At 62.2% G+C, this 24850-nt stretch carries 21 protein-coding genes; 9 read left to right on the plus strand and 12 right to left on the minus strand.

What is annotated here, in order from left to right; translation table 11 throughout:
- Positions 1–45 precede the first annotated feature (45 nt).
- The 3 genes from L63ED372_RS02280 to L63ED372_RS02290 are packed head-to-tail and all read left to right on the plus strand — an operon-like array spanning position 46 to position 3065.
- Entirely contained in the window at positions 46–1029 is a 984-nt protein-coding gene (locus L63ED372_RS02280) for a Bug family tripartite tricarboxylate transporter substrate binding protein (RefSeq protein ID WP_156343534.1), read from the plus strand.
- A gap of 8 nt (positions 1030–1037) precedes the next feature.
- Positions 1038–1511 carry a tripartite tricarboxylate transporter TctB family protein gene (locus tag L63ED372_RS02285; RefSeq protein ID WP_062402725.1) on the plus strand — a complete coding sequence of 158 codons (474 nt, stop codon included), beginning with the start codon at positions 1038–1040 and terminating at the stop codon, positions 1509–1511.
- 60 nt (positions 1512–1571) lie between these two features.
- Positions 1572–3065, plus strand: a complete 1494-nt coding sequence (locus L63ED372_RS02290) for a tripartite tricarboxylate transporter permease (RefSeq protein WP_062402728.1) — start codon at positions 1572–1574, stop codon at positions 3063–3065.
- Between the two features lie 82 nt (positions 3066–3147).
- Here L63ED372_RS02290 and L63ED372_RS02295 read toward each other — a convergent pair whose 3' ends face one another.
- The 5 genes from L63ED372_RS02295 to L63ED372_RS02315 all read right to left on the minus strand — a co-directional run bounded on the left by L63ED372_RS02295 (position 3148) and on the right by L63ED372_RS02315 (position 8758).
- Positions 3148–4194 (minus strand): Ldh family oxidoreductase, encoded by a 1047-nt coding sequence (locus tag L63ED372_RS02295; protein WP_082431758.1) that lies wholly within the window; start codon positions 4192–4194, stop codon positions 3148–3150.
- Positions 4195–4307: 113 nt separating this feature from the next.
- Complete coding sequence (locus L63ED372_RS02300) at positions 4308–4907, minus strand: lysophospholipid acyltransferase family protein (RefSeq protein ID WP_062402734.1); 600 nt, start codon at positions 4905–4907, stop codon at positions 4308–4310.
- 116 nt (positions 4908–5023) lie between these two features.
- Entirely contained in the window at positions 5024–6427 is a 1404-nt protein-coding gene (locus tag L63ED372_RS02305) for an 8-oxoguanine deaminase (RefSeq protein ID WP_062402736.1), read from the minus strand.
- 139 nt (positions 6428–6566) lie between these two features.
- On the minus strand, positions 6567–7760 hold the full coding sequence (locus L63ED372_RS02310; RefSeq protein WP_062402739.1) for a M20 aminoacylase family protein: 1194 nt from the start codon (positions 7758–7760) through the stop codon (positions 6567–6569).
- Positions 7761–7846: 86 nt separating this feature from the next.
- Positions 7847–8758, minus strand: coding sequence for a LysR family transcriptional regulator (locus L63ED372_RS02315; protein ID WP_062402742.1), 912 nt, complete (start codon positions 8756–8758; stop codon positions 7847–7849).
- Between the two features lie 98 nt (positions 8759–8856).
- Between L63ED372_RS02315 and L63ED372_RS02320 the strand changes: the two genes are divergently transcribed.
- The 4 genes from L63ED372_RS02320 to L63ED372_RS02335 all read left to right on the plus strand — a co-directional run bounded on the left by L63ED372_RS02320 (position 8857) and on the right by L63ED372_RS02335 (position 13107).
- On the plus strand, positions 8857–9921 hold the full coding sequence (locus tag L63ED372_RS02320) for a tartrate dehydrogenase (protein WP_062402746.1): 1065 nt from the start codon (positions 8857–8859) through the stop codon (positions 9919–9921).
- 81 nt (positions 9922–10002) lie between these two features.
- The gene (locus L63ED372_RS02325) at positions 10003–10992 is read left to right on the plus strand and encodes a tripartite tricarboxylate transporter substrate-binding protein (protein ID WP_062402749.1); all 990 of its coding nucleotides are present in this window, start codon (positions 10003–10005) and stop codon (positions 10990–10992) included.
- A 127-nt stretch (positions 10993–11119) separates the two neighbouring features.
- The gene (locus tag L63ED372_RS02330; RefSeq protein WP_062402753.1) at positions 11120–12418 is read left to right on the plus strand and encodes a glycerate kinase type-2 family protein; all 1299 of its coding nucleotides are present in this window, start codon (positions 11120–11122) and stop codon (positions 12416–12418) included.
- A gap of 62 nt (positions 12419–12480) precedes the next feature.
- On the plus strand, positions 12481–13107 hold the full coding sequence (locus L63ED372_RS02335) for a Crp/Fnr family transcriptional regulator (protein WP_062402756.1): 627 nt from the start codon (positions 12481–12483) through the stop codon (positions 13105–13107).
- 7 nt (positions 13108–13114) lie between these two features.
- Here L63ED372_RS02335 and L63ED372_RS02340 read toward each other — a convergent pair whose 3' ends face one another.
- From L63ED372_RS02340 to L63ED372_RS02350, 3 genes are read right to left on the minus strand one after another with little or no spacing between them, the layout of a single operon-like run.
- Positions 13115–14107: a Bug family tripartite tricarboxylate transporter substrate binding protein gene (locus L63ED372_RS02340; protein WP_062402759.1), complete on the minus strand. Its 993-nt coding sequence runs from the start codon at positions 14105–14107 to the stop codon at positions 13115–13117.
- Positions 14108–14155: 48 nt separating this feature from the next.
- A complete protein-coding gene (locus L63ED372_RS02345) occupies positions 14156–15733 on the minus strand; it encodes an indolepyruvate oxidoreductase subunit beta family protein (protein WP_062402762.1) in 1578 nt (525 codons plus the stop codon).
- A gap of 21 nt (positions 15734–15754) precedes the next feature.
- Entirely contained in the window at positions 15755–17911 is a 2157-nt protein-coding gene (locus L63ED372_RS02350; RefSeq protein ID WP_062407540.1) for a thiamine pyrophosphate-dependent enzyme, read from the minus strand.
- A 96-nt stretch (positions 17912–18007) separates the two neighbouring features.
- Between L63ED372_RS02350 and L63ED372_RS02355 the strand changes: the two genes are divergently transcribed.
- Both L63ED372_RS02355 and L63ED372_RS02360 read left to right on the plus strand, forming a co-directional pair.
- The gene (locus L63ED372_RS02355; RefSeq protein ID WP_082431564.1) at positions 18008–18955 is read left to right on the plus strand and encodes a LysR family transcriptional regulator; all 948 of its coding nucleotides are present in this window, start codon (positions 18008–18010) and stop codon (positions 18953–18955) included.
- Complete coding sequence (locus L63ED372_RS02360) at positions 18952–19287, plus strand: thioredoxin family protein (protein WP_062402768.1); 336 nt, start codon at positions 18952–18954, stop codon at positions 19285–19287. Before L63ED372_RS02355 ends, L63ED372_RS02360 begins: the two co-directional genes overlap by 4 nt.
- 15 nt (positions 19288–19302) lie before the next feature.
- Here the strand turns inward: L63ED372_RS02360 and L63ED372_RS02365 are convergent, their stop codons facing one another.
- From L63ED372_RS02365 to xdhA, 4 genes are all read right to left on the minus strand, one after another.
- Positions 19303–19539: an oxidoreductase-like domain-containing protein gene (locus tag L63ED372_RS02365; protein WP_062402771.1), complete on the minus strand. Its 237-nt coding sequence runs from the start codon at positions 19537–19539 to the stop codon at positions 19303–19305.
- Between the two features lie 52 nt (positions 19540–19591).
- A complete protein-coding gene (gene guaD / locus L63ED372_RS02370; RefSeq protein WP_062402774.1) occupies positions 19592–20917 on the minus strand; it encodes a guanine deaminase in 1326 nt (441 codons plus the stop codon).
- A 90-nt stretch (positions 20918–21007) separates the two neighbouring features.
- Positions 21008–23296, minus strand: coding sequence for a xanthine dehydrogenase molybdopterin binding subunit (xdhB, locus tag L63ED372_RS02375; protein WP_062402776.1), 2289 nt, complete (start codon positions 23294–23296; stop codon positions 21008–21010).
- Positions 23293–24783, minus strand: a complete 1491-nt coding sequence (gene xdhA / locus L63ED372_RS02380) for a xanthine dehydrogenase small subunit (protein ID WP_062402780.1) — start codon at positions 24781–24783, stop codon at positions 23293–23295. The genes xdhB and xdhA overlap by 4 nt, the downstream gene beginning before the upstream one ends.
- Positions 24784–24850 lie beyond the last annotated feature (67 nt).

Consider the following 24850-nt stretch of genomic DNA (forward strand, 5'->3'; position numbering starts at 1 on the left):
GCAGGCCTCTTTGGCCGGGCTGTTCAAATCAAAAAGGAGACACCCATGTTCAATCGCTCACGCCGTTCTTTGGTTGCCAGTGCAGTTGCTGGTTTGACTTTTTTGGCCGCAGCTGTGCCTGCTGTTGCTCAAAACTACCCTGTTCGACCGATCACCATGATCGTGCCCTGGGGTGCAGGCGGCGGCACAGATGCTGTGGCCCGCATTGTGGCCAGCTTGCTCGAAAAAGACCTCGGTCAACCCGTCACGGTGGTTAACCGCACGGGTGGTAGCGGTGTGGTGGGACATGCTGCGATAGCCTCAGCACCTGCTGATGGTTACACCATTGGCTTGGCCACGGTTGAAATTGGCATGATGCATTGGCAGGGCCTCACCCAGCTGACGGGTGCGTCTTACACCCCCATTGGTTTGGTCAATGCCGATCCGGCAGGCATTCAGGTGCGAGCAGATTCGCCCTACAAGAACGTGAATGATTTGCTGGCCGCCATCAAGGCCAACCCGGGCAAGTTCAAAGCTTCAGGTACGGGCCAGGGCGGCATCTGGCATTTGGCCATTGCTGGCTTGTTGCTGGACCAAAAAATCGACCCCGCAGCATTGCCTTGGGTGCCCAGCAACGGTGCAGCGCCGGGCCTGCAGGACATGGTGGCCGGTGGCGTTGAAGTGGCGCCTGTCTCATTGCCCGAGGCGCGTTCACTGATCGATGCTGGCAAGGTCAGGAGCCTGGCCATCATGGATGCCAAACCATCAACGCTGTACCCCAACGTGCCCACCCTGAAGTCGGCCACTGGCAGCAACTGGACCATGGCGGCCTGGCGCGGCGTGCTGGCGCCCAAAGGTTTGCCAGCGCCGATTCAAACCAAGTTGGCCGAAGCCGTGCGCAAGGCTGTGGCCAGCAAAGAGTACAACGACTTCATGACCAGCCGTGGTTTGGGCGTGATTTATGGTGGACCTGAGGACATGGCCAAGTTCATGGCCAAGTCGGACGCCGAAATGGGCGTGACCATGAAGGCTGTGGGCCTGGTCAAGTAAGCCAGCCCATGAAAATCAACGACGCTTTTTGGGGCGTCTTGCTCATGGCCTTGGGCGCTGCGGTGCTCTGGGCTGTGCGCGGTTACCCCAACATTCCTGGTCAGCCAGTCGGGCCCGCTTTGTTTCCAGGCCTCATAGCCATCGGCCTGTGTGCGGGCGGCGCTTTGCTGGTCTGGCAAGGCTGGCACAACCGTGCCAATGGGCCTTGGTTTGAGTGGGAAGACTGGGTGCGATCGCCAAGGCACACCAAGGCGCTGGTTGCCTTGCTGGGCTCGGTGGTTTTTTACATCTGGTTGTCTGATGAGCTGGGATTTTTCATCACCGCATTTTTGATGCTGGTGACCTTGTTCAGATCATTGCAAGTGGCTTGGGGCCGTTCGGCCTTTTGGGCGGTGGTGGCCACTGTGGTGGTTCACTTTGCCTTTTACAAATTGCTGCGTGTGCCCTTACCCTGGGGTGTTCTGACACCACTGGCTTGGTAACGAACCGATCCACTTTCGTTTTTTCCCAAACGACCATGACAGTCTGAGGAGTCGAGTTCCATGTGGACAGCTATTGGCCAAGCTTTTTCGATGGTGTTCGAGCCCTACACCTTGATGGTGATGGTGCTCGCTTCCCTTTACGGTTTGTTTGTGGGGGCAGTGCCTGGCTTGACCGCCACCATGGCCACGGCCTTGCTGGTGCCTGTGACGTTCTTCATGCCGCCCATTCCGGCGGTGGCTGCCATGGTCACAGCCACGGCCATGGCGATTTTTTCGGGGGACATCCCGGGTTGTTTGCTGCGTATTCCGGGCACACCGGCATCGGCGGCATACACCGACGAAGCCTTTGCCATGACCCGCAAGGGGCAGGCCGAGAAAGCGTTGGGCGCAGGCCTGGTGTTCTCGGCAGTGGGGGGCTTGTTTGGCACGGTTGTGCTGATCGTTGCTGCGCCTGCCTTGGCCGACTTTGCGCTGAACTTCAGCTCCTTCGAATACTTCTGGCTGGTGCTGTTGGGTCTGACTTGCGCGGTCTTCATCTCCACCGGCTCTGCGGTCAAGGGACTGATGATGTTGTTCCTGGGCTTGTTGGTGGCGTGTGTAGGCTTGGGCAACCCGGCCGGTTTTCCGCGCTTTACCTTTGGCAACACCGAAATGTCGGGCGGCATTGGCATGATCGCCATGATGATCGGCATGTTCGCCATCTCCGAAATCATCCGCTACGTGGTGGACACCAGTCCGCCTGCTGAGTTGGTGGTGGAAGAGGTGGGTGGTGTGCTCAAGGGCCAATGGGCCTTGGCCAAAAAATATCCCAAGCAGATTTTGCGAGGCAGTGTGTTGGGCACCGCCGTGGGCGCTTTGCCGGGTGCTGGCGCCGACATCGCGGCATGGATGTCGTATGCCATGAGCAAGAAGTTTTCCAAAGAGCCCGAGAAATTTGGCACCGGGCATGTGGAAGGCATTGTGGAGTCGGGCTCGGCCAACAACAGTGCTCTGGCGGGAGCCTGGATTCCGGCCTTGGTGTTTGGCATTCCAGGTGACTCGATCACGGCCATTGTGATCGGCGTGCTCTACATGAAGAACATGAACCCTGGCCCGACCTTGTTCACCACCAATCCGCAAAACATCTATGCCGTGTTCTTGCTTTTCATTGTGGCCAACCTCATCATGATTCCGCTGGGCATTTTGTGCATCAAGGTGGCCAAGCGCATCCTCAAGGTGCCGCGTGAAATCCTTATGCCGATGATCTTGCTGTTTTGTGTGGTGGGCACGTTTGCCATCAACAACTCGGTGTTTCAGATCGGTGTGATGCTGGTCGCTGGCATCTTGGCGTATCTGCTGGAAGCCAACAAGTTCCCGACAGCACCGGCCATTTTGGGTGTGGTGTTGGGGGGCATGCTGGAGGAAAACTTCATCACCTCGATGATCAAGTCCAACGGTGACTTGACCGCTTTTGTGGCCCGACCTATTGCTTTGTCTTTGGCCATTCTCACGGCATTGGTGTGGTTTGCACCGCTGGTTTTGCGCATGCTGCGCAAACCTGCACCTGCGTCTTGAAAAAGCGCTTTTAAAAAATCAATCAACCCGGTTTGTACCGGGTTGTTTTTTTGCTGAGCACTGTTTCTTAGCCCTTTGATGCTCAGACCGCAGAAGGCACCGCAATTTTGAACTTCTCGGCCCAAGGCACCAGCATGGGCATGATGTTCGGGTAAAGCGCGACGCCTTCGCTGGCACTGCCCGCCTTGAGTTTCAGGCCACGCTCGCCTGGCGTGCGCACCCAACGGTCGGCTTGTGCGGGCCGCGAGGCATGGCACTGGCGTGAGACTTCGTCCATCTGCGTGTTGAAGGCGCTTTGGCCTGAAAAAGCGCGGGGGTCGATGATTTGCAAAAACACCGTGGCACCCCATCCTTCGGGTGAGTCGGCACGGCCATGGCCTGCCAAACCGCCGGTCAAAGCTTCCACCATCCAACTCAGGCCATAGCCCTTGTGGCCAGAATCCATGCCCCCCAAGGGCAAGATCGTGCCCTTGGGTTCGTTGAACAGCACCGCCGGGTCGCGGCTGGGCTGGCCATGGCCATCCATCACCCACTCGGCTGGGAGCAAACCCCCTTCTTTGTACAGTCGGTTTGTCATGCCATTGGTGGTGGACGAGGTGGAGACATCTATCAGTACGGGCAGGCCAGAAGTGGGGATGCCCACCGACATGGGGTTGGGCGTGAACACCGGGTCCAGCCCACCAAAGGGTGCGATGCTCGCGGTGTTCGGGTCCGAGCAATGCAGCATCATCATGAGGCCTAGATCGGTCACGCGCTGGTGGTAGGCCGCCAAACAAGCAATGTGGTGGCTGCGCCGAATGACCACGGTGCAGGTGCCCTGTGTGCTGGCGCGGTGAATGGCCAAGTCAATGGCTTGCCGCACCAGCCAAGGGCCGGGCAAGCGCTGGCCATCCCAAGTTACAGCGGCTGGGTGCTCAGACACCACCAAGGGCTGCCCTTCTTTGCGCATCTTTCCTGATTCCAACTCGGCCAGATAGGGGGCCAGCAAGGCCAGGCCATGTGTGGTGTGGCCCAGCAGGTCGCCCTCCAGCAAGACTTCGGCCACGGCCTGAGCTTTGTCAGGTGACAAGCCTGCGGATTGCAATAGTTGGTCGGCAAAAGCCAAAAGGTCAGCGGCAGCGTAGTTCATGGGCTTCATCATAAAAACAAGCGGCCTGCGTGCTGTCGCCTCTTGGACTCGATGACCTGGAAAGGGATGGCCGTGTCAGCTGTGGCGACCGGGTTCCAAATGATGGCTCGCCATCAGTTTTCAGGCGGCGTTTCAAACTGGTCGGCGTTTTTACCTTTAAAAGGCGCATAAAACGCCTTGATGGCGATCATGTCCTTGTCGATATCGCCAGACGGGTAAAACAAAGGGCCCAAGCCACTGACCTTGCGCGAATAGTCCATGTAGGCCATCACGATGGGCACTTGCGCTTGCAAGGCGATGTAATAAAACCCGGTTTTCCAATAGCGGGTTTTGCTGCGTGTGCCTTCGGGGGGCACCACCAGGTGCACCGCGCCTTCGGCTTTGACCAATTCTTGTGCGCAAGAGTCCACCAAGTTGGAGGCTTGCGAGCGGTTGACCGCTATGCCGCCCAGCCAGCGCATGACCGGCCCAAACGGAAACGAGAAGATGCTGCTTTTGCCCATCCAGTAAATCTGCAGACGCAAGGCAAACGCCACCATCAAGGTGTAAGGCAGGTCCCAGTTGCTGGTGTGGGGCGCGGCAATCAGCACGCACTTTTCGGCGCCGGGCGGCAAACTTCCTTCCACTTTCCAGCCAGTCCACTTGAGAAACGCCAAAGAGCCTGTTCTCAAGACTGTGTTCACGATCGGGGTGTCAAAAATGGTGCGGTGCATAACAGGCAGATCTGTGAATGAAAAAATTCGTTTTGTGACAGATGCCTGTAATCATTGTCTAACAAATCGCAAGCGGATTATGACTGTCCCATGGTCATGGGTTCTCATGGGTGCAATCACCTTGAACCTAATGCCAACTGCATCGCCAACTGGTTGTGCCGCTCGATCAGCGGCCCCATGTCCACCGTGGTGATCTCACCTTGGCGCACCACCACGCGGCCATTCACGATGGTGTAGTCAGCGTTGTCGCTGGCGCACAGCAAGAGCGCCCCTACTGGGTCGTGCACCGCACCACCCGCCATGCTCAAGGTGTCGGTGCGGAACATCGCAATGTCGGCGCAATAGCCTTCTTTGATCTGCCCCAGCTCATGGGCGCGGCCCAGCACTTCAGCGCCGCCGCGTGTGGCCAGGCGCAGGGCGTCGCGGGGTGTCATGTCGGCGGGGCCGTGGTCACAACCGAAGGGTTCCAAGGCTCTGCCCACACGCGCCAGCAGCATGGCCTGGCGGGCTTCGTTGAGCAAGTGGGCCGCATCGTTGCTGGCGCTGCCGTCCACACCCAGGCCAATGGGCACGCCCGCGTCGAGCATTTTGCGCAGCGGCAGAATGCCGCTGGCCAAGCGCATGTTGCTGCAGGGGCAGTGGGCGATGCCGGTGCGCGTTTTTGCGAACAGGTAGGTGCCTTCTTCGTCGAGCTTCACGCCATGCGCGTGCCACACATCGTGGCCCACCCAGCCCAAGTCTTCGGCGTATTGCGCGGGGGTGCAGTTGAACTTCTCGCGGGTATAAGCGATGTCGTGGTCGTTTTCGGCCAGGTGGGTGTGCAGGCGCACGCCATGGGCGCGGGCGAGCTTTGCCGATTCGCGCATCAGGTCCTGGCTCACGCTGAAGGGCGAGCAAGGGGCCACGGCCACATGCGTCATCGAGCCGAAGCTCGCGTCGTGCCAGCGCTCGATCAGGCGCAGGGTTTCTTTCAGGATGGCGGGCTCTTGCTCGACCACACGGTCCGGTGGCAAGCCGCCTTGGCTCTCGCCCACACTCATGCTGCCGCGTGTGGCCGTGAAGCGCATGCCGATGGTGTGCGCTGCTTCGATGCTGTCGTCCAACCGCACGCCGTTGGGGTAGATGTAGAGGTGGTCACTGCTGGTGGTGCAGCCGCTCAGCAGGAGTTCTGCCATGGCCACCTGGCCTGACACCCGCACCATTTCGGGCGTGAGGCCCACCCAGATCGGGTAGAGGCCTTTTAGCCAAGAAAACAGCTCGGCGTTTTGCACCGACGGAATCGCCCGCGTGAGCGACTGGTACATATGATGGTGTGTGTTGATCAGGCCCGGCACCACCACATGGCGGCGGGCGTCGATGACTTCATCCACGTGAGTGAGCAGTTCGTCGGTGTTTTCACTGGCCGGGATGATGCGCTTGATCCGGCCATTGCGGATCAGGAGCGAGGCGTCATTCAGTTCGGTGTTGGCATCGTCCATGGTGGCGATGCAGCGGGCGCGGTGGATGAGCAGTGTGGTCATGGACTTGTCCTGGGCAAGGTGTAAAACAAGTCGCGGCCGAATCCCCTAGCCCCCGTGCACACAGGGGAGGGCGAGCACCACGTTGCCGCGCGTCCCGGGCTGTGCAGTGGGGCGATTTTAAGCAGGCGGCTTGATCGCTTCAAACCTTGGCAAGCCAGCGCTCGACCAATTTGACCCAGTAAGTGGCGCCGGTGGACAAGATGCGGTCGTTGAAGTCATAGCCTGCGTTGTGCACCATGCAGCCGCCCACACTGCCCACGCCGTTGCCGATGTTGATGAAGCAGCCGGGCACCTTTTGCAGGAAAAATGCGAAGTCTTCACTGGCAGGCACCGGCTCGGGATGGGGCACCACGCCGGTCTCGCCCAGCCAGTCGCGCACGAGGTTCAGGCAGAACGCGGTTTGGGTGGGGTCATTCATGAGAACCGGGTAGCGACGCATGTAGTTCACATCGGCCGTGGCGCCGTAGGTTTGTGCCACGGCGTTGGCGATCTCGTGGATGCGCCGCTCCAGCAAGTCACGAATTTCGGGTTGCATGGCCCGCACGCTGAGGCGCAGCTCGGCTGTGCCTGGGATCACGTTGGGTGCGTCGCCTGCCAAAAATGCCCCCAGCGAAATGATGCCGGTTTGCAGGGGCGGCACGTTGCGCGAGACGATGCTTTGCAAGGCCATGACCAGGGCCGAGCCCACCAAAATCGGATCGACCGCGTTGTGCGGAAAGGCCGCGTGGCCGCCCACGCCTTGGATGGTGATGATGCAGGTGTCTGCGCTGGCCATGGCGCAGCCGGGCACGGCCATGAATTGGCCTTCAGGAATGCCAGGGCCGTTGTGCATGCCAAACATGGCGTCACAGGGGAACAGGTCCAGAAAACCGTCTTCGAGCATCTTGCGGGCACCGCCCAGACCTTCTTCTGCGGGCTGGAACACGGCGTGCACGATGCCGTCAAAGTGTCGGGTGGCGGCCAGGTGGCGTGCCGCAGACAACAGCATGGCGGTGTGGCCGTCGTGGCCGCAGGCGTGCATCTTGCCAAACACCTTGCTGGACCAAGCCTTTCCCGAGGTTTCGGCGATTGGCAGGGCATCCATGTCGGCGCGAAGGCCGATGCGCCGTGTGCTGGTGCCCGCACGCAAGGTGCCAACCACGCCCGTGCCGCCCAGGCCGCGGTGCACTTCCCAGCCCCAGCGTTCAAGCCGTGCGGCCACCAGGTCACTGGTGTCGTTTTCCTCAAACCCCAGCTCGGGGTTGGCATGGATCTGGTGGCGGATGTCCATCATCTCGGCTTCATGAGCGCGGATGGCTTCCAGCGCGGGAGGGAGTAGGGCAGTGTCGTTCATGGCGTGTCCTGGTCGTGACGGGAAGGATGGCCAAATGTTAAGACGGGTCAATGCGTCCGAAGTTGCTTTGCATGACAGCCGATCCGTCAAGGCTGGCTTGGCCTGAACGCCTCGGCCACAAAGTCCACAAACGCCCGCACCCGCGCCGCCGATTTGAGCTGCGCGGGGTAGACCGCATAAATGTCGGCGTCGGGCGTGTGGTGCTGCGGCAATACCTGCACCAGCTGGCCAGAGGCCAAGTGCTGGCGGATGTCCCATTCGGCCCGTAGCAAGAGGCCGTGGCCGTCCAGCGCCCATTGCACCGCGATGCTGCCGTCGTTGGTGGTCAGGTTGCCGCGGGTCTTGATGGTCTCGGTTTTGCCCGCGCGCCCGCGTGAGAGCTTGATCACGCCATAGGCCTCGCCACCTTGGCGGATGCTGATGAAGTTGTGCCGGGCCAAGTCGGCCGGGGTTTTGGGCTCGCCGTGCTGCGCGATGTAAGCCGGTGAAGCGCACAACAGGCGCTGGTTGCTGGCGATCTTGCGGGCAATGACACGGGTGTCTGGCGGTGGGCCAAAGCGGATGCACACATCGAACGCGTCGTCGCTCAGAGCGGGCGGGTCCACCGACAGCTGCAGCTGTGCATCCACTTGCGGGTATTGCCGCACAAAGCGGCTCATCAGCGGGCCGATGTGGCTGCGCCCAAAGCCCAGTGTGGCGTTGATGCGCAGCAGGCCGCTGGGTGTGGAGCGGCTGGCACCCAGTTGCTGCTCCAGATCGGCCATCTCGGCCAGGATGCTGCGGGCGTGGCGCAGCATGGTTTCGCCTTCCACCGTGAGGCTCATGCGGCGGGTGGTGCGGTTGATGAGCGGCACCCCCAGGCGCGACTCCATGAGCGACAGGCGTTTGCTGACGGCGGCCGTGGTGATGCGCATCTCGCGGGCAGCGGCGCTCAGGCTCCCGGCCATGGCCAGTGCCGAAAAAAAGCCCAGATCGGCAGCTTGCAGGCGTGCTTTCATTGTTGATCTCAGGTTAACAATGGATTGAATTTTAGGGTGTTTATTGAGGCGGTCAGGTTCCACAATGGGGCCCTCATTCAACCCATACACGCACCCCCATGAAAACCTACCGCATCGCCACCATCCCCGGAGACGGCATTGGCAAAGAAGTCATCCCTGCAGGCCAAGAGGTCATGCAGGCCTTGGCGAAAGCCTGTGGCACTTTTGCTTTTGAGTTTGAAAACTTTGGCTGGGGCGGCGACTACTACCGCGAGCACGGCGTGATGATGCCCGCCGATGGCCTGGATGCATTGCGGGGCAAAGACGCGATTTTGTTTGGCTCGGCCGGTGACCCGCACATCCCCGACCACATCACGCTCTGGGGCCTGCGCCTGAAAATTTGCCAAGGCTTTGACCAGTACGCCAACGTGCGGCCCACACGCATCCTGCCGGGCATCGATGCCCCGCTCAAGCGCTGCACACCCCAAGACCTTGACTGGGTCATCGTGCGTGAGAACTCCGAAGGCGAATACTCCGGCGTGGGTGGCCGGGTGCACCAGGGCCACCCGATCGAAGCTGCGACGGACGTGTCCATCATGACGCGTGCAGGCGTGGAGCGCATCTTGCGCTACGCCTTCAAGTTGGCGCAATCTCGCCCGCGCAAACTGCTCACCGTGGTGACCAAGAGCAACGCGCAACGCCACGCCATGGTGATGTGGGACGAGATCGCAGTGCAAATCTCCAAAGAGTTTCCTGATGTGAAGTGGGACAAAGAACTGGTGGACGCCGCCACCGCCCGCATGGTCAACCGCCCCGCCACTTTGGACACCATCGTCGCCACCAACTTGCATGCCGACATCTTGAGCGACTTGGCCGCAGCGTTGGCAGGCAGCCTGGGCATTGCGCCCACGGGCAACATCGACCCTGAGCGCCGTTACCCCAGCATGTTCGAGCCCATCCACGGCTCGGCCTTTGACATCATGGGCAAGGGCTTGGCCAATCCGGTGGGCACGTTTTGGTCGGTGGTCATGCTGCTGGAGCACATTGGCGAGCCCGCCGCGGCCCAGCGCCTAATGGCCGTCATCGAAAGCGTGACGGCCAATCCCGCCTTGCACACGGGTGACCTGGGCGGGAAAGCCCTGACGGTCGATGTCACCCAGGCTGTATGCAAAGACCTGGCTTGAAGTCATGATGCAGGGCTGGATGCAGTCTGTCCAATTCCCGATAAGTGAATCTTGGTCCCCTAATCATTGAAAGGTTTGAACATGCGCTCCCCACTTTTGCCGGTTTCCTTCGCTTGTGCTTTGCTCTTGTCTGCGAACGTGTTTGCACAAGACTACCCCTCGTCCAGCAAACCCATCACCTTCGTGCTGCCCTATGCCGCAGGCGGCCCCACCGACAAAGCTGCACGCGATCTGGCCCAAGCCATGAGCAAGGCCATGGGCGGCCACAGCATCGTGATCGACAACTCGGCAGGCGCCTCCGGCTCGATTGGGGCCAACAAAGTGGCCAAAGCGTCGGCCGATGGTTACACGCTGTTGTTTACTCACATCGCACAAGCCACCTTGCCCACTTTCTTCCGCAACTTGCCCTACAACGTCGAAAAAGACTTTGAGTACATCGGTCTGGTGAGTGAGAACCCGATGAACCTGATCGGTCGCCCCAGCTTGCCCGCCAACAACATGGTTGAGTTGGTCAGCTGGATCAACGCCAACAAGGGCAAGATCAACATCGCCAACGCAGGCCCCGGCTCGGCTTCGCACCTGTGTGGCATGTTGTTCCAGTCCACCATCAAGGTGGACATGACCTCGGTGCCTTACAAGGGCACGGCCCCCGCCATGACCGACCTGATCGGTGGCCAGGTGGATTTGATGTGCGACCAGACCACCACCACCATCCCGCAGATTGAAGGCAAGAAGGTCAAATCATTTGCCGTGACCACGCCCACGCGTTTGAGCTCACCCGTGCTCAAGGACAACCCCACCATGCAGGAAGCCGGGCTCAAGGATTTCAGCGTCACGATCTGGCAAGGCCTGTACGCACCCAGAGGCACACCCGCCCCCGTGCTGAAAAAGCTCAACGACGCCCTGAAAGTGGCGGTCAAAGACCCCGACTTCATCCGCAAGCAAGATGCTGGTGGCGCCACCGTCATCAACGATGCCCGCAACGATCCAGCAGGTCACAAGGCCTTTGTCATGGCTGAGATTGCCAAGTGGGCGCCCGTGATCAGGGCGGCGGGTGTTTACGCGGATTGACGTCGACACCCCATGACCAAAAGGGTGCGCTGGCCGCAGGGCTGGTGCACCCTTTTGGTTTTGATCAGGCGTTCATTCAAATGCCTTTATCCTTTGAGCCTGTTCTTTTGCACCCGACTGTCTGACCATGATCGATCCCAAAACCGTGTTGCGCCGCCTCTACGAGGTGGCCGTGCAACGCGCCTTGCCCCTGCACAACACCGCAGCCCATTTACCTGCCCCTCCCAAGGGGCGCACCTTGGTGTTGGGCGCAGGTAAAGCCGGTGGTGCCATGGCGCAGGCGGTGGAAGCCCTGTGGCCCCAAGACGCGCCCCTGTCGGGTCTGGTGGTCACGCGGTATGGTCACACACCACCGCGTCCGGCGGGTTTGCCCGAGCGCATCGAGGTGGTCGAGGCCGCTCACCCCGTGCCCGATGCGGCGGGCTTGCAAGCGGCCGAGCGGATTTTGCAATTGACCCAGGGCCTCACGGCCGATGATTTGGTGTTGTGCCTGATCTCGGGCGGTGGCTCGTCGCTGTTGACCTTGCCCGCCGATGGCATGGACCTGCAAGTCAAGCAAGACATCAACCGCCAGTTGCTGGCGAGCGGCGCCAATATTTCTGAAATGAACTGCCTGCGCAAACACCTCTCGCGCATCAAAGGCGGGCGCTTGGCAGCGGCATGCAGCCCTGCGCCGGTGGTCACACTCACCATCAGTGATGTGCCGGGGGACGATCCGTCCATCATCGCCAGCGGCCCCACCGTGCCCGATGCCAGCACCTGCGCGGATGCGTTGGCGATTTTGCAGCGCTATGCGATCACGGTGCCCGATGCGGTCGTGCAGGCCTTGCAGGCCGGGACTTGGGAAACGCCCAAACCTGGCTCGCCCGTGTTTGCGGGGCACAGCGTGCACATGATTGCCACGCCACAGCAATCGCTGGAGGCTGCTGCGGATGCTGCCCGCACGATGGGTCTGAATGCCTACATCCTGAGCGACGAAATCGAAGGTGAATCGCGCGAGGTGGGCAAGGTGCACGCGGCGCTGGCTCGGGCTGCGGCCAAGGGCTTGGGGCCCTTCGTCAAGCCGTGTGTGATTTTGAGTGGTGGCGAGACCACCGTGACGATCAAGCCGCAGCCTGCGGGATCTCCCCGAGGACGCGGGGGACGTGCGGGTGAGTTTTGCATGGGGCTGGCGCAAGCGCTGCAAGGTCAGCCGGGTGTGTGGGCCCTGGCTGCCGACACTGATGGCATCGACGGCATCGAGGACAACGCAGGTGCCCAGGTGAGCCCCGACACGCTGATCCGTGCCCTGGCGCTGGGCCACAAAGTGGACGCGCACCTGCAGCGCAACGATGCGTACGGGTTTTTTGAGCCCTTGGGCGATCTGGTCATCACAGGGCCGACACACACCAATGTGAACGACTTCAGGGCCATTTTGATTCTGTGATGCGGCGTTATTGATTTGTGTCAAAGCCCAAGGGTTAGGGCTCTGGCACATTCGGGTCCACCATGTTGGATACCTCTTTGCTCCCTTTGTCCGAGTCTGCAGCCCCCGTTGCTGCAGGCACTGTGTTGCTTCACCGAGGCGATGCGGTAGATCGCATCGTGCACGTCATGCAGGGGCGGGTGGTGCTGGGCGTGATGGTGGATGGCCACATGGCGCACCAGCTGGGCGTGGTCGAGGGGCCTTTCTGGCTCGAAGCCGCTTCGGGCCTGTTGGCGCTGCCGCACGCGGTCGATGCGGTGGCCGAAACCGAGGTGCAGGTGCAGTACGTGAGCGTGGGTGATTTCGTGGCCGAGGTGAAAGTCTTGCCAGAGGCCTCGCAGACCCTCCTCATGGACATGGCCCGCTCACAACGCCAACAGACCGAAATGGCCGTCAGCCGTTTGGCCAAAGACGCCGATGCGCGTTGCGCCGAATGGCTGCTGCGCCATGCCCAGCCCGATGAAGGGGTGGGCGGTTTGGCCGTCAAATTGACCGAGCGCAAGCGCAACATTGCCGCCCAGTTGGGCATTGCCCCAGAAACATTTTCTCGCGTGCTGCGCCACCTGCGCGAGCGCCAGCTCATCAGTGGCGGCGGCCGCGTCTTGGGCCTACCCAATCCACAAGCGCTGCGCGAGTTGGCAGGGGCGTGATCGCTTTTTAGTCGCCGCTGATCTTGCGTTCGCGGATGATGGCACCAAAGCGTTTGGAGTCGTCCGCAGCGCGGGCACCGAACTCGGCTGGAGTCAAAGGCAGGGCCTCACCACCCAAATTCTGGATGCGGTCTTTTAACGCTTGGGTGCCCAAAATGCGGTTGATCTCGCGGTTGACGCGGTTGACCACATCGGCGGGTGTGCCCGCAGGTGCATAAAAGCCGAACACCGAATCGGCATCAAACCCTTTCAGGCCCGCTTCGTCCAATGTGGGCACGTTAGGGAACAGGGGCGAGCGCTTCATGCTGCCCACGGCCAGCAGCTTGAGCTTGCCCGCACGCACCTGGCCCAGGCCAATGCCCGGGTCAAAGTAAAAGTCCAATTGACCGGCCAACACGTCTTGCAGGGCTGGCGCTGCACCCCGATACGGTACATGCACGGCAAACAGACCGGCCTGGCTTTTCATCATTTCGCCAGCCAGGTGCGGCGAGCTGCCGTTGCCAGCCGAGCCATAAGACAGACGTCCGGGATTGGCCTTCACATGGGCCAAAAATTCTTGAATGTTGTTGGCCGGGAAGTTGGGTTTGGCCACCAGAAAAACCAGCACACGGGCGGCAGATGCCACGGGCACCAGGTCTTTAGCCGGGTCAAAGGGCATGCGGGCGTAAATGTGTGGGTTGACCGAGACCATGCCGCCCGAGCTCATGAGCAGGGTGTAGCCGTCGGCCGGTGATTTGGCGACCATGTCGCCGCCGAGGTTGCCATTGGCACCGCCCCGGTTTTCGACCACCACCGGCTGGCCCAGCGACTCGCCCAGCGGCACGCCAATGGCGCGGGCTATCTGGTCGGCTGCGCCGCCCGGCGGAAAGTTCACCACGATCTTGATCGGCTTGGTGGGCCAGCTTTGCGCAGCGGCGCTCAGGCACAGGGCTGGGCCTGCCGCGATGGCAAGCAGGGCGGTGCCGATGGCGCGGCGTGAGAAGAATTTGGTTTTTTGCATGCTTGTCTCCTGGGGTTGGAAGGTGCCAATGGGGATGATGAGTGCAGATCAGGATTTTTGCAGTCGCGGATTTTTCATCCACAACACGGGTTGTTCCTTGACCGGGCGAGCGGGTGCGCCGTGCTGCAGCAAGGCCTGGTCGAGCGCTTGACCGGCTTCGTCTTGCAAGGCCGCTTGACGGATGCGGGCCACGGCCGCAGCCTGCTCGGCCACGGGCACTTTGGAGGCTGGGCCACACACATGGCGCAAAATGTGCAGCAGGTTGTCCTTGCCGCGCTCGTTGGTGCTGCCGTAGCCTTTGATGAGCTGCCCGCAACGCGCCAACTCCAAACCCAGCGCGGGCGATTGGCGTGTGGCCGCTTCGATGCCGCCCAGCCATTCTTCGATCAAGGCTTGCTCGGTGGCATAGCGGCTGCCCAAGGGGCGCAGCACACGCAAGCTGGCCAAAATGCGCAAGCTGGCCATGCCCCACAGCGCGTGGCGTGCCACCTTGAGTGGCATGGACCAAGGCGCAAGGCCGCGGGCCACGCGGGCGCGGTCCCAACGCAGCAGTCGGCTGGCCAAGCCCTGTGGCAAGAGCGCTGCCAGCTCGGGCACGCCGGGCTTGAAGTGGTCGTACACCTTGAGCACATCGCCTTCTTTGGCCTTGACCTCTTGCGTCACGCGGTCCCACCGGCTGGCTCGGCTTTTCAGGTCGGCCACACGGATGATGTCGTCAAACGCCATCCACAGGGCCAGCCAGCGGGTGGTCTCTGCTGTGACGGGGCGGGTGCTGTCGGGTGACTTGGTTTCCGCGTGCAACAGGCGTTCAAGCCGCTGCACATACAGATGGGCATAGGCCGGGCCTTGGTACTCCACCAAGCGCTGGTGGGCCAAGCCCATCAGGGGGTGCAAGGCTGCTGGAAACTTGGCGGCCACATCGGCAGGCAGGGCAGTCGATGCAGAGGGCGCGGCCACAGCCGGCTTCATCACATGCTCAACATACTGCGCCTGCTCGCGCTGGCGCGTGACCACATCAAAGGCCAGTGCAAAGCCACGCAAGCTGGCCTTGGCCGAGCTGCCGGGGCCTTCCAACACGGTTTCGTAATGGGCCCGATCAAAAGGCAGCAAGCCACTGCCGGCAATGGCGCCGAGCATCACGGCGCTGACCATGGTGCCGCTTTCTTGGCACAGGCGGGCCATGTCCATCACATGGTGGCGCTGGCTGTGCGCAGCCACCACGTCGAGCAGCGGGCCTTCAGGTCGGCGGCCATCGCCCATGGTCATCTTCTCGGCGGTGGTCAGCGCCCGCGACGAGGCGCTGACCACCAGCGTGCGGTCGCTTGAAGCCAGGCCGTTGCCAATTTGGCGTGCGGTTTCCAGCAACTCGGACGACACCAGCGCATCGAGCCGGCCCGGCAGCGGGTTCAGACCCAGCACGGGCAAGCGGCCTTGCAGCTGGCTGTGGGGCAGGGGGTAGACCTCCAGGTAATAGGTGGTGGCTCCAGTGCGTTGCGCCACGCCGGGAATGGAGGTAGCTTGCGCAGGGTGGCCAGCGTGGCGGGCCACGTCGACCAGCCAGTCGGCCAGCACGCCGCCGCCTTCGCCACCCAGGGCGCACAGCAAGATTGAAATCGGTTGGGTCATGGTGTGTCTCTCAGGCTTGGTTCAAGCAGGTTGCAACCAGCGGGTGGCCAGGCTTTGCCAGCGGGCCCACAGACGCTCGTGCAGTTTGGGGTTTTGCACCACTTCGGCGCGGTAAAACGAGGGGCACAGGGTGGCCGCATGCGCGTTTTCACCGCACAGGCCGCAGCCCACACAGCCATCGATCACGGTGGCCACCGGGTCCACTTTCAGCGGGTCGGGGTTGTCTTTGAGCGTGAGGGTGGGGCAGCCCGACAGGCGTATGCAGGCATGGTCGCCGTTGCAGACGTCTTCGTCCACGCCGTACTTCACGCGCTCCACCCGTTTGCCTTTGGACAACAGCGAAGCCAGCCAGGGCTTGATGCGGCGCTGGCGTTCCAGCTGGCATTCGCCTTCGGCCACGATCACTTTCAGGCCCTGAAACTCGGTGGTGAAAGCTTCCGTGAGCGTGGCCTGCATGTGGCTCACTTCGTAGGTGTGCACCGTGCGCAGCCACTGCACGCCCAGCCCTTTGAGCGTGGACTCGATGGTCTGGTTGGTGTGCACCATGCTCTGGCGCTTGTCACCCGCCAGTTCTTTGGCGATGTCGGTGGGCGTGTTGATGATGTCCTGCGTGCCAGTGGCCGAGGTGTAGCCGTTTTTGAAGATCAGCAGCACCGCGTCGTCGCCGTTGAACAGTGCGCTTTGCACACCGGTGAGCAAGCCGTTGTGCCAAAAGCCGCCGTCGCCCATGACCGACAAGACGCGCCGCTTCATGAGGGGGGACACGCCCGCTCGGCTGGCCAGGCTCATGCCGTAACCCAAGATGGAGTGGCCAAAGGAAAACGGCTCGAAGGTGGCCAGCGCGTGGCAGCCAATGTCGCCCGCGATGTGCACCGGGCCCACGTCTTGTTGCGCCAGTTTGAGCGCAGAGAACACGGGCCGCTCGGGGCAGCCAATGCACATGCCCGGTGGCCGTGCGGGCACGGGGCTGCCCAAGAGGGTTTGCACTTGCTGGCGACGTTCGCCATTGGTGGCCAGCCATTGGCGGGTGGATTCGGGCACGACGTTAGCTTGATGGCGCTCCAGAAATTTCAGCAGCCCTTGGGCCATCACCTCGGCGGTGTATTCACCACCCGAGGGCAACATGTCTTTGCCATGCAGCGGGGTTTGCAGGTCCAGCCGGCGCAGCATCAGGGCCAGTTCTTGCTCGATGTATTCGGGCTGGCCTTCTTCGAGCAGCAGCACGGCCAATTTGTCCTTGCAGAAATTCACCAACTCGTCGGGCACCAGCGGGTAGGTCACGTTCAGCACCAGCACCGACAGGCTGGTCACCCCAAAGGCATCTGCCAAGTCGAATTGCTGAAGGGCGCGGATCAGCGTGTTGTAAAGACCGCCTTGCACGATCAGGCCCAAGTGGCGGTGGGTCGTGCCTTCAAAGTGCTCGTTCAGGCGCTGCTCAGCAATGTATTGGCGTGCGGCGGGCAAGCGGTGCTCGACTTTGCGTTTTTCTTGCGCAAAGGTCACGGGCGGGTGCGCCAAGCGCATGTAGTTGAAGCCTGCCGGCTCGTTGATCAGGTGTTTTTTGGAGAGTTTGGGCGCCTGGTTATCCTTGGCCACAAACTGCCCGCGCACATGGCAGGCGCGTATGCGCAACTCCATCATCACCGGCATGTTGGACGCTTCAGACAGCCTGAAACCATGCTCGACCATGTTGACCATCTGGCCCAACTCGGGCCGGGGGTCGAGCAGGCACATGCCTGACTTGAGCGCGTAGGCGTGTGTGCGCTCTTGGATGACGCTCGCGCCTTCGCCGTAGTCTTCCCCCACCACGATCAGCACGCCGCCCGTCACGCCGGGCGATGACAAATTGGACAGCGCATCGGCCGCCACGTTGGTGCCCACAATCGACTTCCAGGTCACCGCGCCGCGAATAGGGTAATGGATGGACGCGCCCAGCATGGCTGCGGCTGAGGCTTCGTTCGAGCAGGCCTCCACATGCACGCCCAGCTCGTCCATGTAGGGCTTTGCTTGCACCATCACATCGAGCAGGTGCGAGACCGGTGCGCCTTGGTAGCCGCCCACATAACTCACGCCCGACTGCAGCAGGCCCTTGGTGATGGCCAGAATGCCTTCGCCATGAAAGACCTCGCCCGCGCCCATGCGCAGGGCCTTGATTTCTTCGTGAAATGAAACTTCCAAAGCACGCTCCTTGCGTTGTTGCGCCCGCATTGGGCAGGCCAAAGAACATCTTACGTATAAGTGCATAAAATATTCCGAATAAACGGTATGCGTTCAATGAATATCAAAGACTTGGATCTGAACCTCTTGCGTTTGTTTGACGCGGTGTGGCGCACGCGCAGCGTGAGCTTGGCCGCTCAGCAACTGGGCATGTCGCAGCCAGCGGCCAGCCAGGGCCTGGCGCGTCTGCGGGCGGTGCTGGGCGATGCCTTGTTCGAGCGCAGCGGCGCGGGCGTGCGGCCCACGCCGCGTGCCGACCGGCTGGCGCAGGCGGTGCAATTGGCGCTGGGCACGATCGAAGATGCGCTCAACGTTTCGCAGGTGTTTGACCCGCAGCGCTCTGCCCGTGTGCTGCGTGTGCACCTGAGTGACATTGGCGAGGCGCGTTTTTTGCCCGAGCTGGTGCTGGCGCTGCAGCACCACGCACCGGGCATGCGGCTCGAAGCCCTGCCGATGCCCCACGACAAAATAGCCCCCGCGCTGGACAACGGCCAGCTGGACTTGGCGATTGGTTTTTTGCCTGAGGTGAGCGACACCTTGCAAGAGCCCTTGCTGAGCGACCGCTATGTGGTGCTGATGCGCCAAGGCCACCCGGTGGCCCAGCGCTGGGCGCAACGCCAAAAAGCACGGACAGCACCCGACGGCGCACAGGCTTTGCTGGCCGAGCTGGAATTCGCCGCCGTGCGCACCCACTCGGACACGCTGCGCATTTTGGACTTGATGCATTGGCAACACCGCTTGCGCTTGACGGTGAGCCACTTTTTGTCGCTGCCCGGCATTGTGCGCAGCAGCGATTTGGCGGTCTTGATGCCACGCAACTTTGCGCAAGGCTTTGCCGAGGCGGGCGCACTGGCCCTGATCGAGCCCGATTTGCCCCTGCGTGACTTCACTGTGTCCATGCACTGGAGCGCCCGCTTCGACAAAGACCCCTGCTTGCTGTGGTTGCGGGGCACCGTGTCCGGACTGTTCGGCACCATCCCCAACACCCTGGAGCTCAAGCCATGAGCATTTTCAGACCCTACTTGAGCGCCATCGAGGCGCCCAGCCTGGCCGAGGTGCAGGCACTGCCCGGCCTCACGCTCTTAGAATTTGGCACCGAATGGTGCGGCCACTGCCGTGCCGCGCAGCCCTTGATCTCACAAGCTTTGGCCTCGCACACCGACACAGAGATGCCTTTTCAGCACCTCAAAATCGAAGACGGCCCGGGCCGTGCGCTGGGACGCCATTACCGCGTTAAGCTTTGGCCCACGCTGGTGGTTTTGCGCGATGGACAGGAGGTGGGGCGGCTGGTGCGGCCTGCAACCGCGCAGGATGTACTGGCAGCCTTGTCCGTCTGATTTTGCTTGGGCGGCTTATCCGGCCAGCAATGCCCCCGCATCTTCGTACCAATACATCAACGCATCGTCGTAGCTTTCCCACACACAACCATTGCAACCGCGCCCGCAGCACGAGGTCGGTTCCGGAGGGGGCTCTCTGAAATCGTGGCCCGCCGCTTGCAAGCGTTCCCGAAATTGCGCAATGCCCCGGCGGACAGACGCGCGTTGGGAGGCGTAGGGGTCGATGATGGGGTACTCGTTGTCGGCGCTCATGCCGTATTGTCTGACAAGGCGAGCCCACTTTTGTTGGGGTGAAGTCGCTGAATTAGGGGGTGAGCTTCAAGCTCTGGCCTTGGATGACGGTGTGCGCGATCAAGCGCTCATCGCCCAACACGATCATGGCGAACAGCCATTCGGCCAGGGTCTCGGTTTGTGCGGTGCGGCGAGCCAGCAGCGGCGTGGCTTTGGGGTTGAGCACCACAAAGTCGGCTTCGCAGCCGGGCAGCAGGTTGCCCACTTTTCCGCTCAGATCCAACGCGGCGGCAGCCCCCGCTGTGTGTTGCCACCACAGGTGTTCGGGTGCCAGGCTGATGCCCGGACGACCCACACTTTGCCGAGCGACCGTGTAGGCCGCGTGCATGGTTTGAAAGGGGCTGAAGCTGGTGCCGCCACCCACATCGCTGGCCAGGCCATAGCGCAAACCGGCCGCGTCGGAAGCGAGGTAGTCGAAGAAACCACTGCCCAGAAACAGGTTGCTGGTGGGGCTGACGGCGGCGGTCGCGCCGACCTCGGCCATGCGGCGCCGGTCGGCCTCGTCCAGGTAAATGCAATGCGCGTACACAGAGCGTTGGCGCAAAAGGCCTGCGCGGTCGTACACGTCCAGATAGCTGCGCGCCTCGGGGAACAGTTCGGTCACCCAGCGGATCTCGTCCAAGTTCTCGGCTACATGTGATTGGATCCACACATCGGGAAACTGCTGCGCTATCTCGCCTGCGCCATGCAGCTGCTCGCGGGTGCTGGTGGGTGCAAAGCGGGGCGTGATGGCGTAGCCCAAGCGGTCCACGCCGTGCCAGCGGCGGATCAGGTCTTCGGTCTGGCGCAGGCTCAAAGCCGTGTCGGTGTCGCGCAGGCCGTCCGGGCTGTGGCGGTCTTGCAGCACCTTGCCGGTGATCATGCGCAGATGGCGTTGTTGCGCCTCGGCCATGAAGGCATCGACCGACTCGGGGTGCGCTGTGGCAAAGCACAGCGCGGTGGTCACGCCATGGCACATCAGTTCATCCAGAAAGAAGCTGGTCACTTCGTGCGCGTAGGCCGGGTCAGAAAACTGCTTTTCGTGTGGAAAGGTGTAGTGCTCCAGCCAAGGCAGCAGTCCGTCGGCGGGCGATCCGATCACATCGGTTTGTGGGTAGTGGATGTGCAAATCGACAAAGCCTGGCGCGATGCACAGGCCGGGCCAGTGGGTCACGGGCAGGTCGGCGTAATGCGAGGCCAGTTCGCGGTAGGGGCCGATGGCCTGAATGCGCACGATACCGTCGGCTTCAAGTGCGGTCACCAGCAGGCCGTCACTTTCGTGGCGGGCTTGTGGCTGGCTCGGGTCGGGAAACCAGAGCAGCCCAGAACGCCAGCCTTGAAAATTGGAATGGGAAGTCATCGGTAGAAGAAGCTGGGGTCAGTGTGTCGCAAGCTGGATAGGCGGAAATTAATTGGGATCTGACCCCAATTAACCAATTAACTGTCGCCATCATGGGGCAAGGATAGCGTTCAACACGCGCTCGGGTGTGGCAGGGGTGTCGAGGTGGATGGGCGTGCGGCCCGGGCGGGTGGCGGCGATGGCGTCGCGCAGGGCTTCGAAGACGCTGATGGCGAGCATGAAGGGCGGCTCGCCCACGGCTTTGCTGCCGCCCACGTTGTCCTCAACATTGGCCTCGTGCCAGAGCTCGATGTTCAGCTGCGCGGGCATGTCGGCGGCGGTGGGGATTTTGTAGGTGCTCGCACCCTTGGTGAGCAGCTCGCCCTTGGCGTTCCACACCAGCTCTTCGGTGGTGAGCCAGCCCAGGCCTTGCGCGAAGCCGCCTTCGATCTGGCCGATGTCGATCTCGGGGTGCAGCGAATGGCCCACGTCGTGCAGGATGTCGGTGCGCAGCACACGGTATTCGCCCGTCAAGGTGTCGATGGCCACTTCGCTGCAGGCCGCGCCGTAGGCGAAGTAATAAAAGGGTCGGCCGGTCAGGGTGCTGCGGTCGTAGTGGATTTTGGGCGTGGCGTAAAAACCGTCGCTCCACAGCTGCACGCGCTGGCCATAGGCGTGTTGCACGGCCTCGGTGAAGCTGCGCTGGCGCAGGGGCGTGATGACCTGACCGTTTTCAAAACGCACGGCATCAGCGTTGCAAGCATCGGCCTTGGCGATGCAGTCGGCGATGTTCTGACGCACCTGCAGCGCGGCGTTTTCGGCGGCGCGGCCGTTGAGGTCGGTGCCGCTGGAGGCCGCTGTGGCGCTGGCGTTGGCCACCTGGTCGGTGTCGCTGGCGCTGGCCTGCACTTGGGCGGCGGGCAAGCCCAGCACACGGGCCACCAAGCCACACACCTTGGTGTGCAGGCCCTGGCCCATTTCGGTGCCGCCGTGGTTCACGCGCACGCTGCCGTCGGTGTAGACCGAAACCACCGCCCCGGCTTGGTTGAACTGCGTGGCGGTGAAACTGATGCCGAACTTGACTGGCGTGAGCGCCAGGCCTTTTTTGATGACCGTGTTCTCGGCGTTCCAGTCGCTGATGGCGCGGCGGCGGGCGCGGTAGTCGCACTGCTCGGCCAGCTGTGTCATCAGCGGGTGCAGGATGTTGTCTTCGACCTTCATGCCGTAGGGCGTGGTGTCTCGTTCCCCCACACCGTACAGGTTGGCCAGGCGAACATCGAGCGCGTCGAGCCCCAAGTTTCGGGCGATGTCGCCCATCACGGTTTCGATCAGCAGAACGCCCTGCGGCCCGCCAAAACCGCGAAACGCGGTGTGGCTTTGGGTGTGGGTTTTGCAGCGGTGCGAAGTGATGTGCAGGTCGCTCAAAAAGTAAGCGTTGTCGGTGTGGAAGATCGCGCGGTCGGCCACCGGACCGCTCAGGTCGGCGCTGTGGCCGCAATGCACCAGTTGCACCGAGTCGAGCCCCAACACACGGCCCCTCGCATCAAAGCCCACTTGCCAGTCGTGGCTGAACGGATGGCGTTTGCCGGTGATCAGGATGTCGTCGCCCCGGTCCAGTCGCATCTTGACCGGCCGACCGAATTGGTGCGCGGCCAGCGCGGTCCAGACGGCCAAATGCCCGGCTTGCGTCTCTTTGCCGCCAAAGCCGCCGCCCATGCGCCGGCACACCACGCGCACCTGCGACAGCGGGATGTGCAGCGCGTGCGCCACCCAGTGCTGCACCTCGCCCGGGTGTTGTGTGCCGCTGTGGATCAGCCAGTGGCCGTTGTCTTGTGGAATCGCATACGCGATTTGGCTTTCCAAATAAAAGTGTTCTTGCCCGCCGATTTCCAAAGTGCCTTGCAGGCGGTGCGGCGCTTGGGCCAAGGCTTGCGCTGCATCGCCGCGCTGCACCGTGACCTGGGGCAACACAAAGCTGCCCGCTTGCATCGCCTCGCGGGCGTGCAGCAGAGGCGGTTGTTGGGTGGTTTGCAACCGCAGGTGGCGAGCCGCTTGGCGCGCTTGGGTGTGGCTTTCCCCCACCACCAAGCCCATGACCTGGCCCACGTGCATGAGTTGTGGGCCGGCAAAAATGGGCTCGTCGTGCACAAAGGTGGCCAGCAGCGGGTCGCCGGGGATGTCTTGTGCGGTGACCGTACCCACCACGCCGGGCGCGGCCAGCACCGCCTCCAGGTCCATGCCGATCAGTTGCGCGTTGGCCAAGGGGCTCATCAGCGGCGCGGCGTGCAGCGTGCCCTCGACCAGCGGCAGGTCGTCGATGTAGCTGGCGCGGCCTTGCACCTGCGCGGTGGCGCTTTCGTGGAAGCGGTGGGTGCTGGCCGTTGGGGCATTCGTCTTCATGCGAGGTCCTCCAAACGAACCGTGCCTTGCCCGTTGCTCTCCAACCAGGCGCGGCGCAACAGTTGGCCCAAGAGGGTTCGGCGGTAATCCGCGCTGGCGCGCAAATCGCTGAGCGGTGAAAACTCATCTGCCATGGCGGTCTGTGCGGCGTGCAACGTGGCTTCGTTCCAAGGTTGGCCGATCAGCGCGGCCTCGGTCTTCACGGCACGCGCTGGCGTGGCGGCCACACCGCCTGCGCCGATGCGTGCTGCGGTGATGTGATCATCTTGCACATGCAGCTGCACCGCCAGGCACACGGCCGAGATGTCGTCTTCTTGCCGCTTGGACACCTTGTACGCACCCAGCCATTCGCCGGGCTCAGGGCGGGGCACCACCACCCAGGCCAGCACCTCGTCGGCAGCCAGCAGGCTTTGGCGGTAGCCGGTGTAAAACTGGTCGAGCGGCACATGGCGGTGCACGGTGCGGCCTTTTCGGTGGGCCATCAGCACCACCTGTGCGCCCAGTGCGATCAAGAGCGGCATGCTGTCGCCAATCGGAGAGCCGTTGGCCACATTGCCGCCCAGCGTGCCCGACTGGCGCACCGGCCAGCCCGCAAAGCGTTCGCCAAAGGGCGCAATCACCGGGCGGTCAGCGGCCAGCGCTTCAAAAGCATCTTGCAAATTCACGGCTGCGCCAATGGCGATGTGCTGAGGGTAATGTTCCACCCGGCGCAGCTCGGCCACGCGGGTCAGGTCAATGATCTGCGGCATGCGGCGCAGGCCCTGGGTGATCCACAGCCCAGCATCGGTGGCCCCGGCGATCAGCTGCGCTTGCGGGTGCTGGGCACGGGCTTGCAGCAAAGCACTCAGGTTGCTAGGTCGCAGGTAATTGCCATCGGTCATTTCGGTGGTCGCCATTTTTTGCAGCGCCGCCACGATGGGTCGTTCATCCACGGTCTGCGAGGGCTCGGCGTTCAAGCTGCACGCCGCCTGCACGATGGGCCGGTAGCCGGTGCAGCGGCACAGATTGCCCGACAAGGCCTCGTGGGCCGTGTGACTGTCCACGGTCTGACCTTTTGCCACCGTGCGCTGGTAGAGCGCAAACAAGCTCATCACAAAGCCGGGTGTGCAAAAGCCGCATTGAGAGCCGTGGCACGCCACCATGGCTTGCTGCACCGGGTGCAGCGTGCCGTCAGGCCGGGCCAAGTCGGCAGCGGTCCACAGCGCCAGGCCGTCGATGGACTGGGCCGGTTTGATGCAGCTGTTGACGGCGCGGTATTGCAAACGCCCGTTCACCGCTTCGGCCACCACCACGGTGCAGGCCCCGCAGTCGCCTGCGGCACAGCCCTCTTTGGTCGCGGTCAGGCGCAGGTCCTCGCGCAGCAGGTCGAGCAGGGTGCGGTCTGGTGGTACATTGCCCAGATTCATCATTTCACCGCGATGCCAGAACCGCAATGGACTGGTCTGCTGCGGCACAGATTTCAGAGGGGAGACGAGCGTTTTTGACATGGCCAATGTGTCTTTGAAGATCGAATGATCCTAGGGCAAACCCGATGTTCACCCATGTGTGAATCGC

The sequence above is a fragment of the Limnohabitans sp. 63ED37-2 genome, from assembly GCF_001412535.1.
Classification (GTDB): Bacteria; Pseudomonadota; Gammaproteobacteria; order Burkholderiales; family Burkholderiaceae_C; genus Limnohabitans_A.

Coding starts and splice junctions, on each gene's coding strand:
- L63ED372_RS02280 (WP_156343534.1), top strand. CDS start 46: ATGTTCAATCGCTCACGCCGTTCTTTGGTTGCCAGTGCAGTTGCTGGT.
- L63ED372_RS02285 (WP_062402725.1), top strand. CDS start 1,038: ATGAAAATCAACGACGCTTTTTGGGGCGTCTTGCTCATGGCCTTGGGC.
- L63ED372_RS02290 (WP_062402728.1), top strand. CDS start 1,572: ATGTGGACAGCTATTGGCCAAGCTTTTTCGATGGTGTTCGAGCCCTAC.
- L63ED372_RS02295 (WP_082431758.1), bottom strand. CDS start 4,194: ATGAACTACGCTGCCGCTGACCTTTTGGCTTTTGCCGACCAACTATTG.
- L63ED372_RS02300 (WP_062402734.1), bottom strand. CDS start 4,907: ATGCACCGCACCATTTTTGACACCCCGATCGTGAACACAGTCTTGAGA.
- L63ED372_RS02305 (WP_062402736.1), bottom strand. CDS start 6,427: ATGACCACACTGCTCATCCACCGCGCCCGCTGCATCGCCACCATGGAC.
- L63ED372_RS02310 (WP_062402739.1), bottom strand. CDS start 7,760: ATGAACGACACTGCCCTACTCCCTCCCGCGCTGGAAGCCATCCGCGCT.
- L63ED372_RS02315 (WP_062402742.1), bottom strand. CDS start 8,758: ATGAAAGCACGCCTGCAAGCTGCCGATCTGGGCTTTTTTTCGGCACTG.
- L63ED372_RS02320 (WP_062402746.1), top strand. CDS start 8,857: ATGAAAACCTACCGCATCGCCACCATCCCCGGAGACGGCATTGGCAAA.
- L63ED372_RS02325 (WP_062402749.1), top strand. CDS start 10,003: ATGCGCTCCCCACTTTTGCCGGTTTCCTTCGCTTGTGCTTTGCTCTTG.
- L63ED372_RS02330 (WP_062402753.1), top strand. CDS start 11,120: ATGATCGATCCCAAAACCGTGTTGCGCCGCCTCTACGAGGTGGCCGTG.
- L63ED372_RS02335 (WP_062402756.1), top strand. CDS start 12,481: ATGTTGGATACCTCTTTGCTCCCTTTGTCCGAGTCTGCAGCCCCCGTT.
- L63ED372_RS02340 (WP_062402759.1), bottom strand. CDS start 14,107: ATGCAAAAAACCAAATTCTTCTCACGCCGCGCCATCGGCACCGCCCTG.
- L63ED372_RS02345 (WP_062402762.1), bottom strand. CDS start 15,733: ATGACCCAACCGATTTCAATCTTGCTGTGCGCCCTGGGTGGCGAAGGC.
- L63ED372_RS02355 (WP_082431564.1), top strand. CDS start 18,008: ATGAATATCAAAGACTTGGATCTGAACCTCTTGCGTTTGTTTGACGCG.
- L63ED372_RS02360 (WP_062402768.1), top strand. CDS start 18,952: ATGAGCATTTTCAGACCCTACTTGAGCGCCATCGAGGCGCCCAGCCTG.
- L63ED372_RS02365 (WP_062402771.1), bottom strand. CDS start 19,539: ATGAGCGCCGACAACGAGTACCCCATCATCGACCCCTACGCCTCCCAA.
- guaD (WP_062402774.1), bottom strand. CDS start 20,917: ATGACTTCCCATTCCAATTTTCAAGGCTGGCGTTCTGGGCTGCTCTGG.
- xdhB (WP_062402776.1), bottom strand. CDS start 23,296: ATGAAGACGAATGCCCCAACGGCCAGCACCCACCGCTTCCACGAAAGC.
- xdhA (WP_062402780.1), bottom strand. CDS start 24,783: ATGTCAAAAACGCTCGTCTCCCCTCTGAAATCTGTGCCGCAGCAGACC.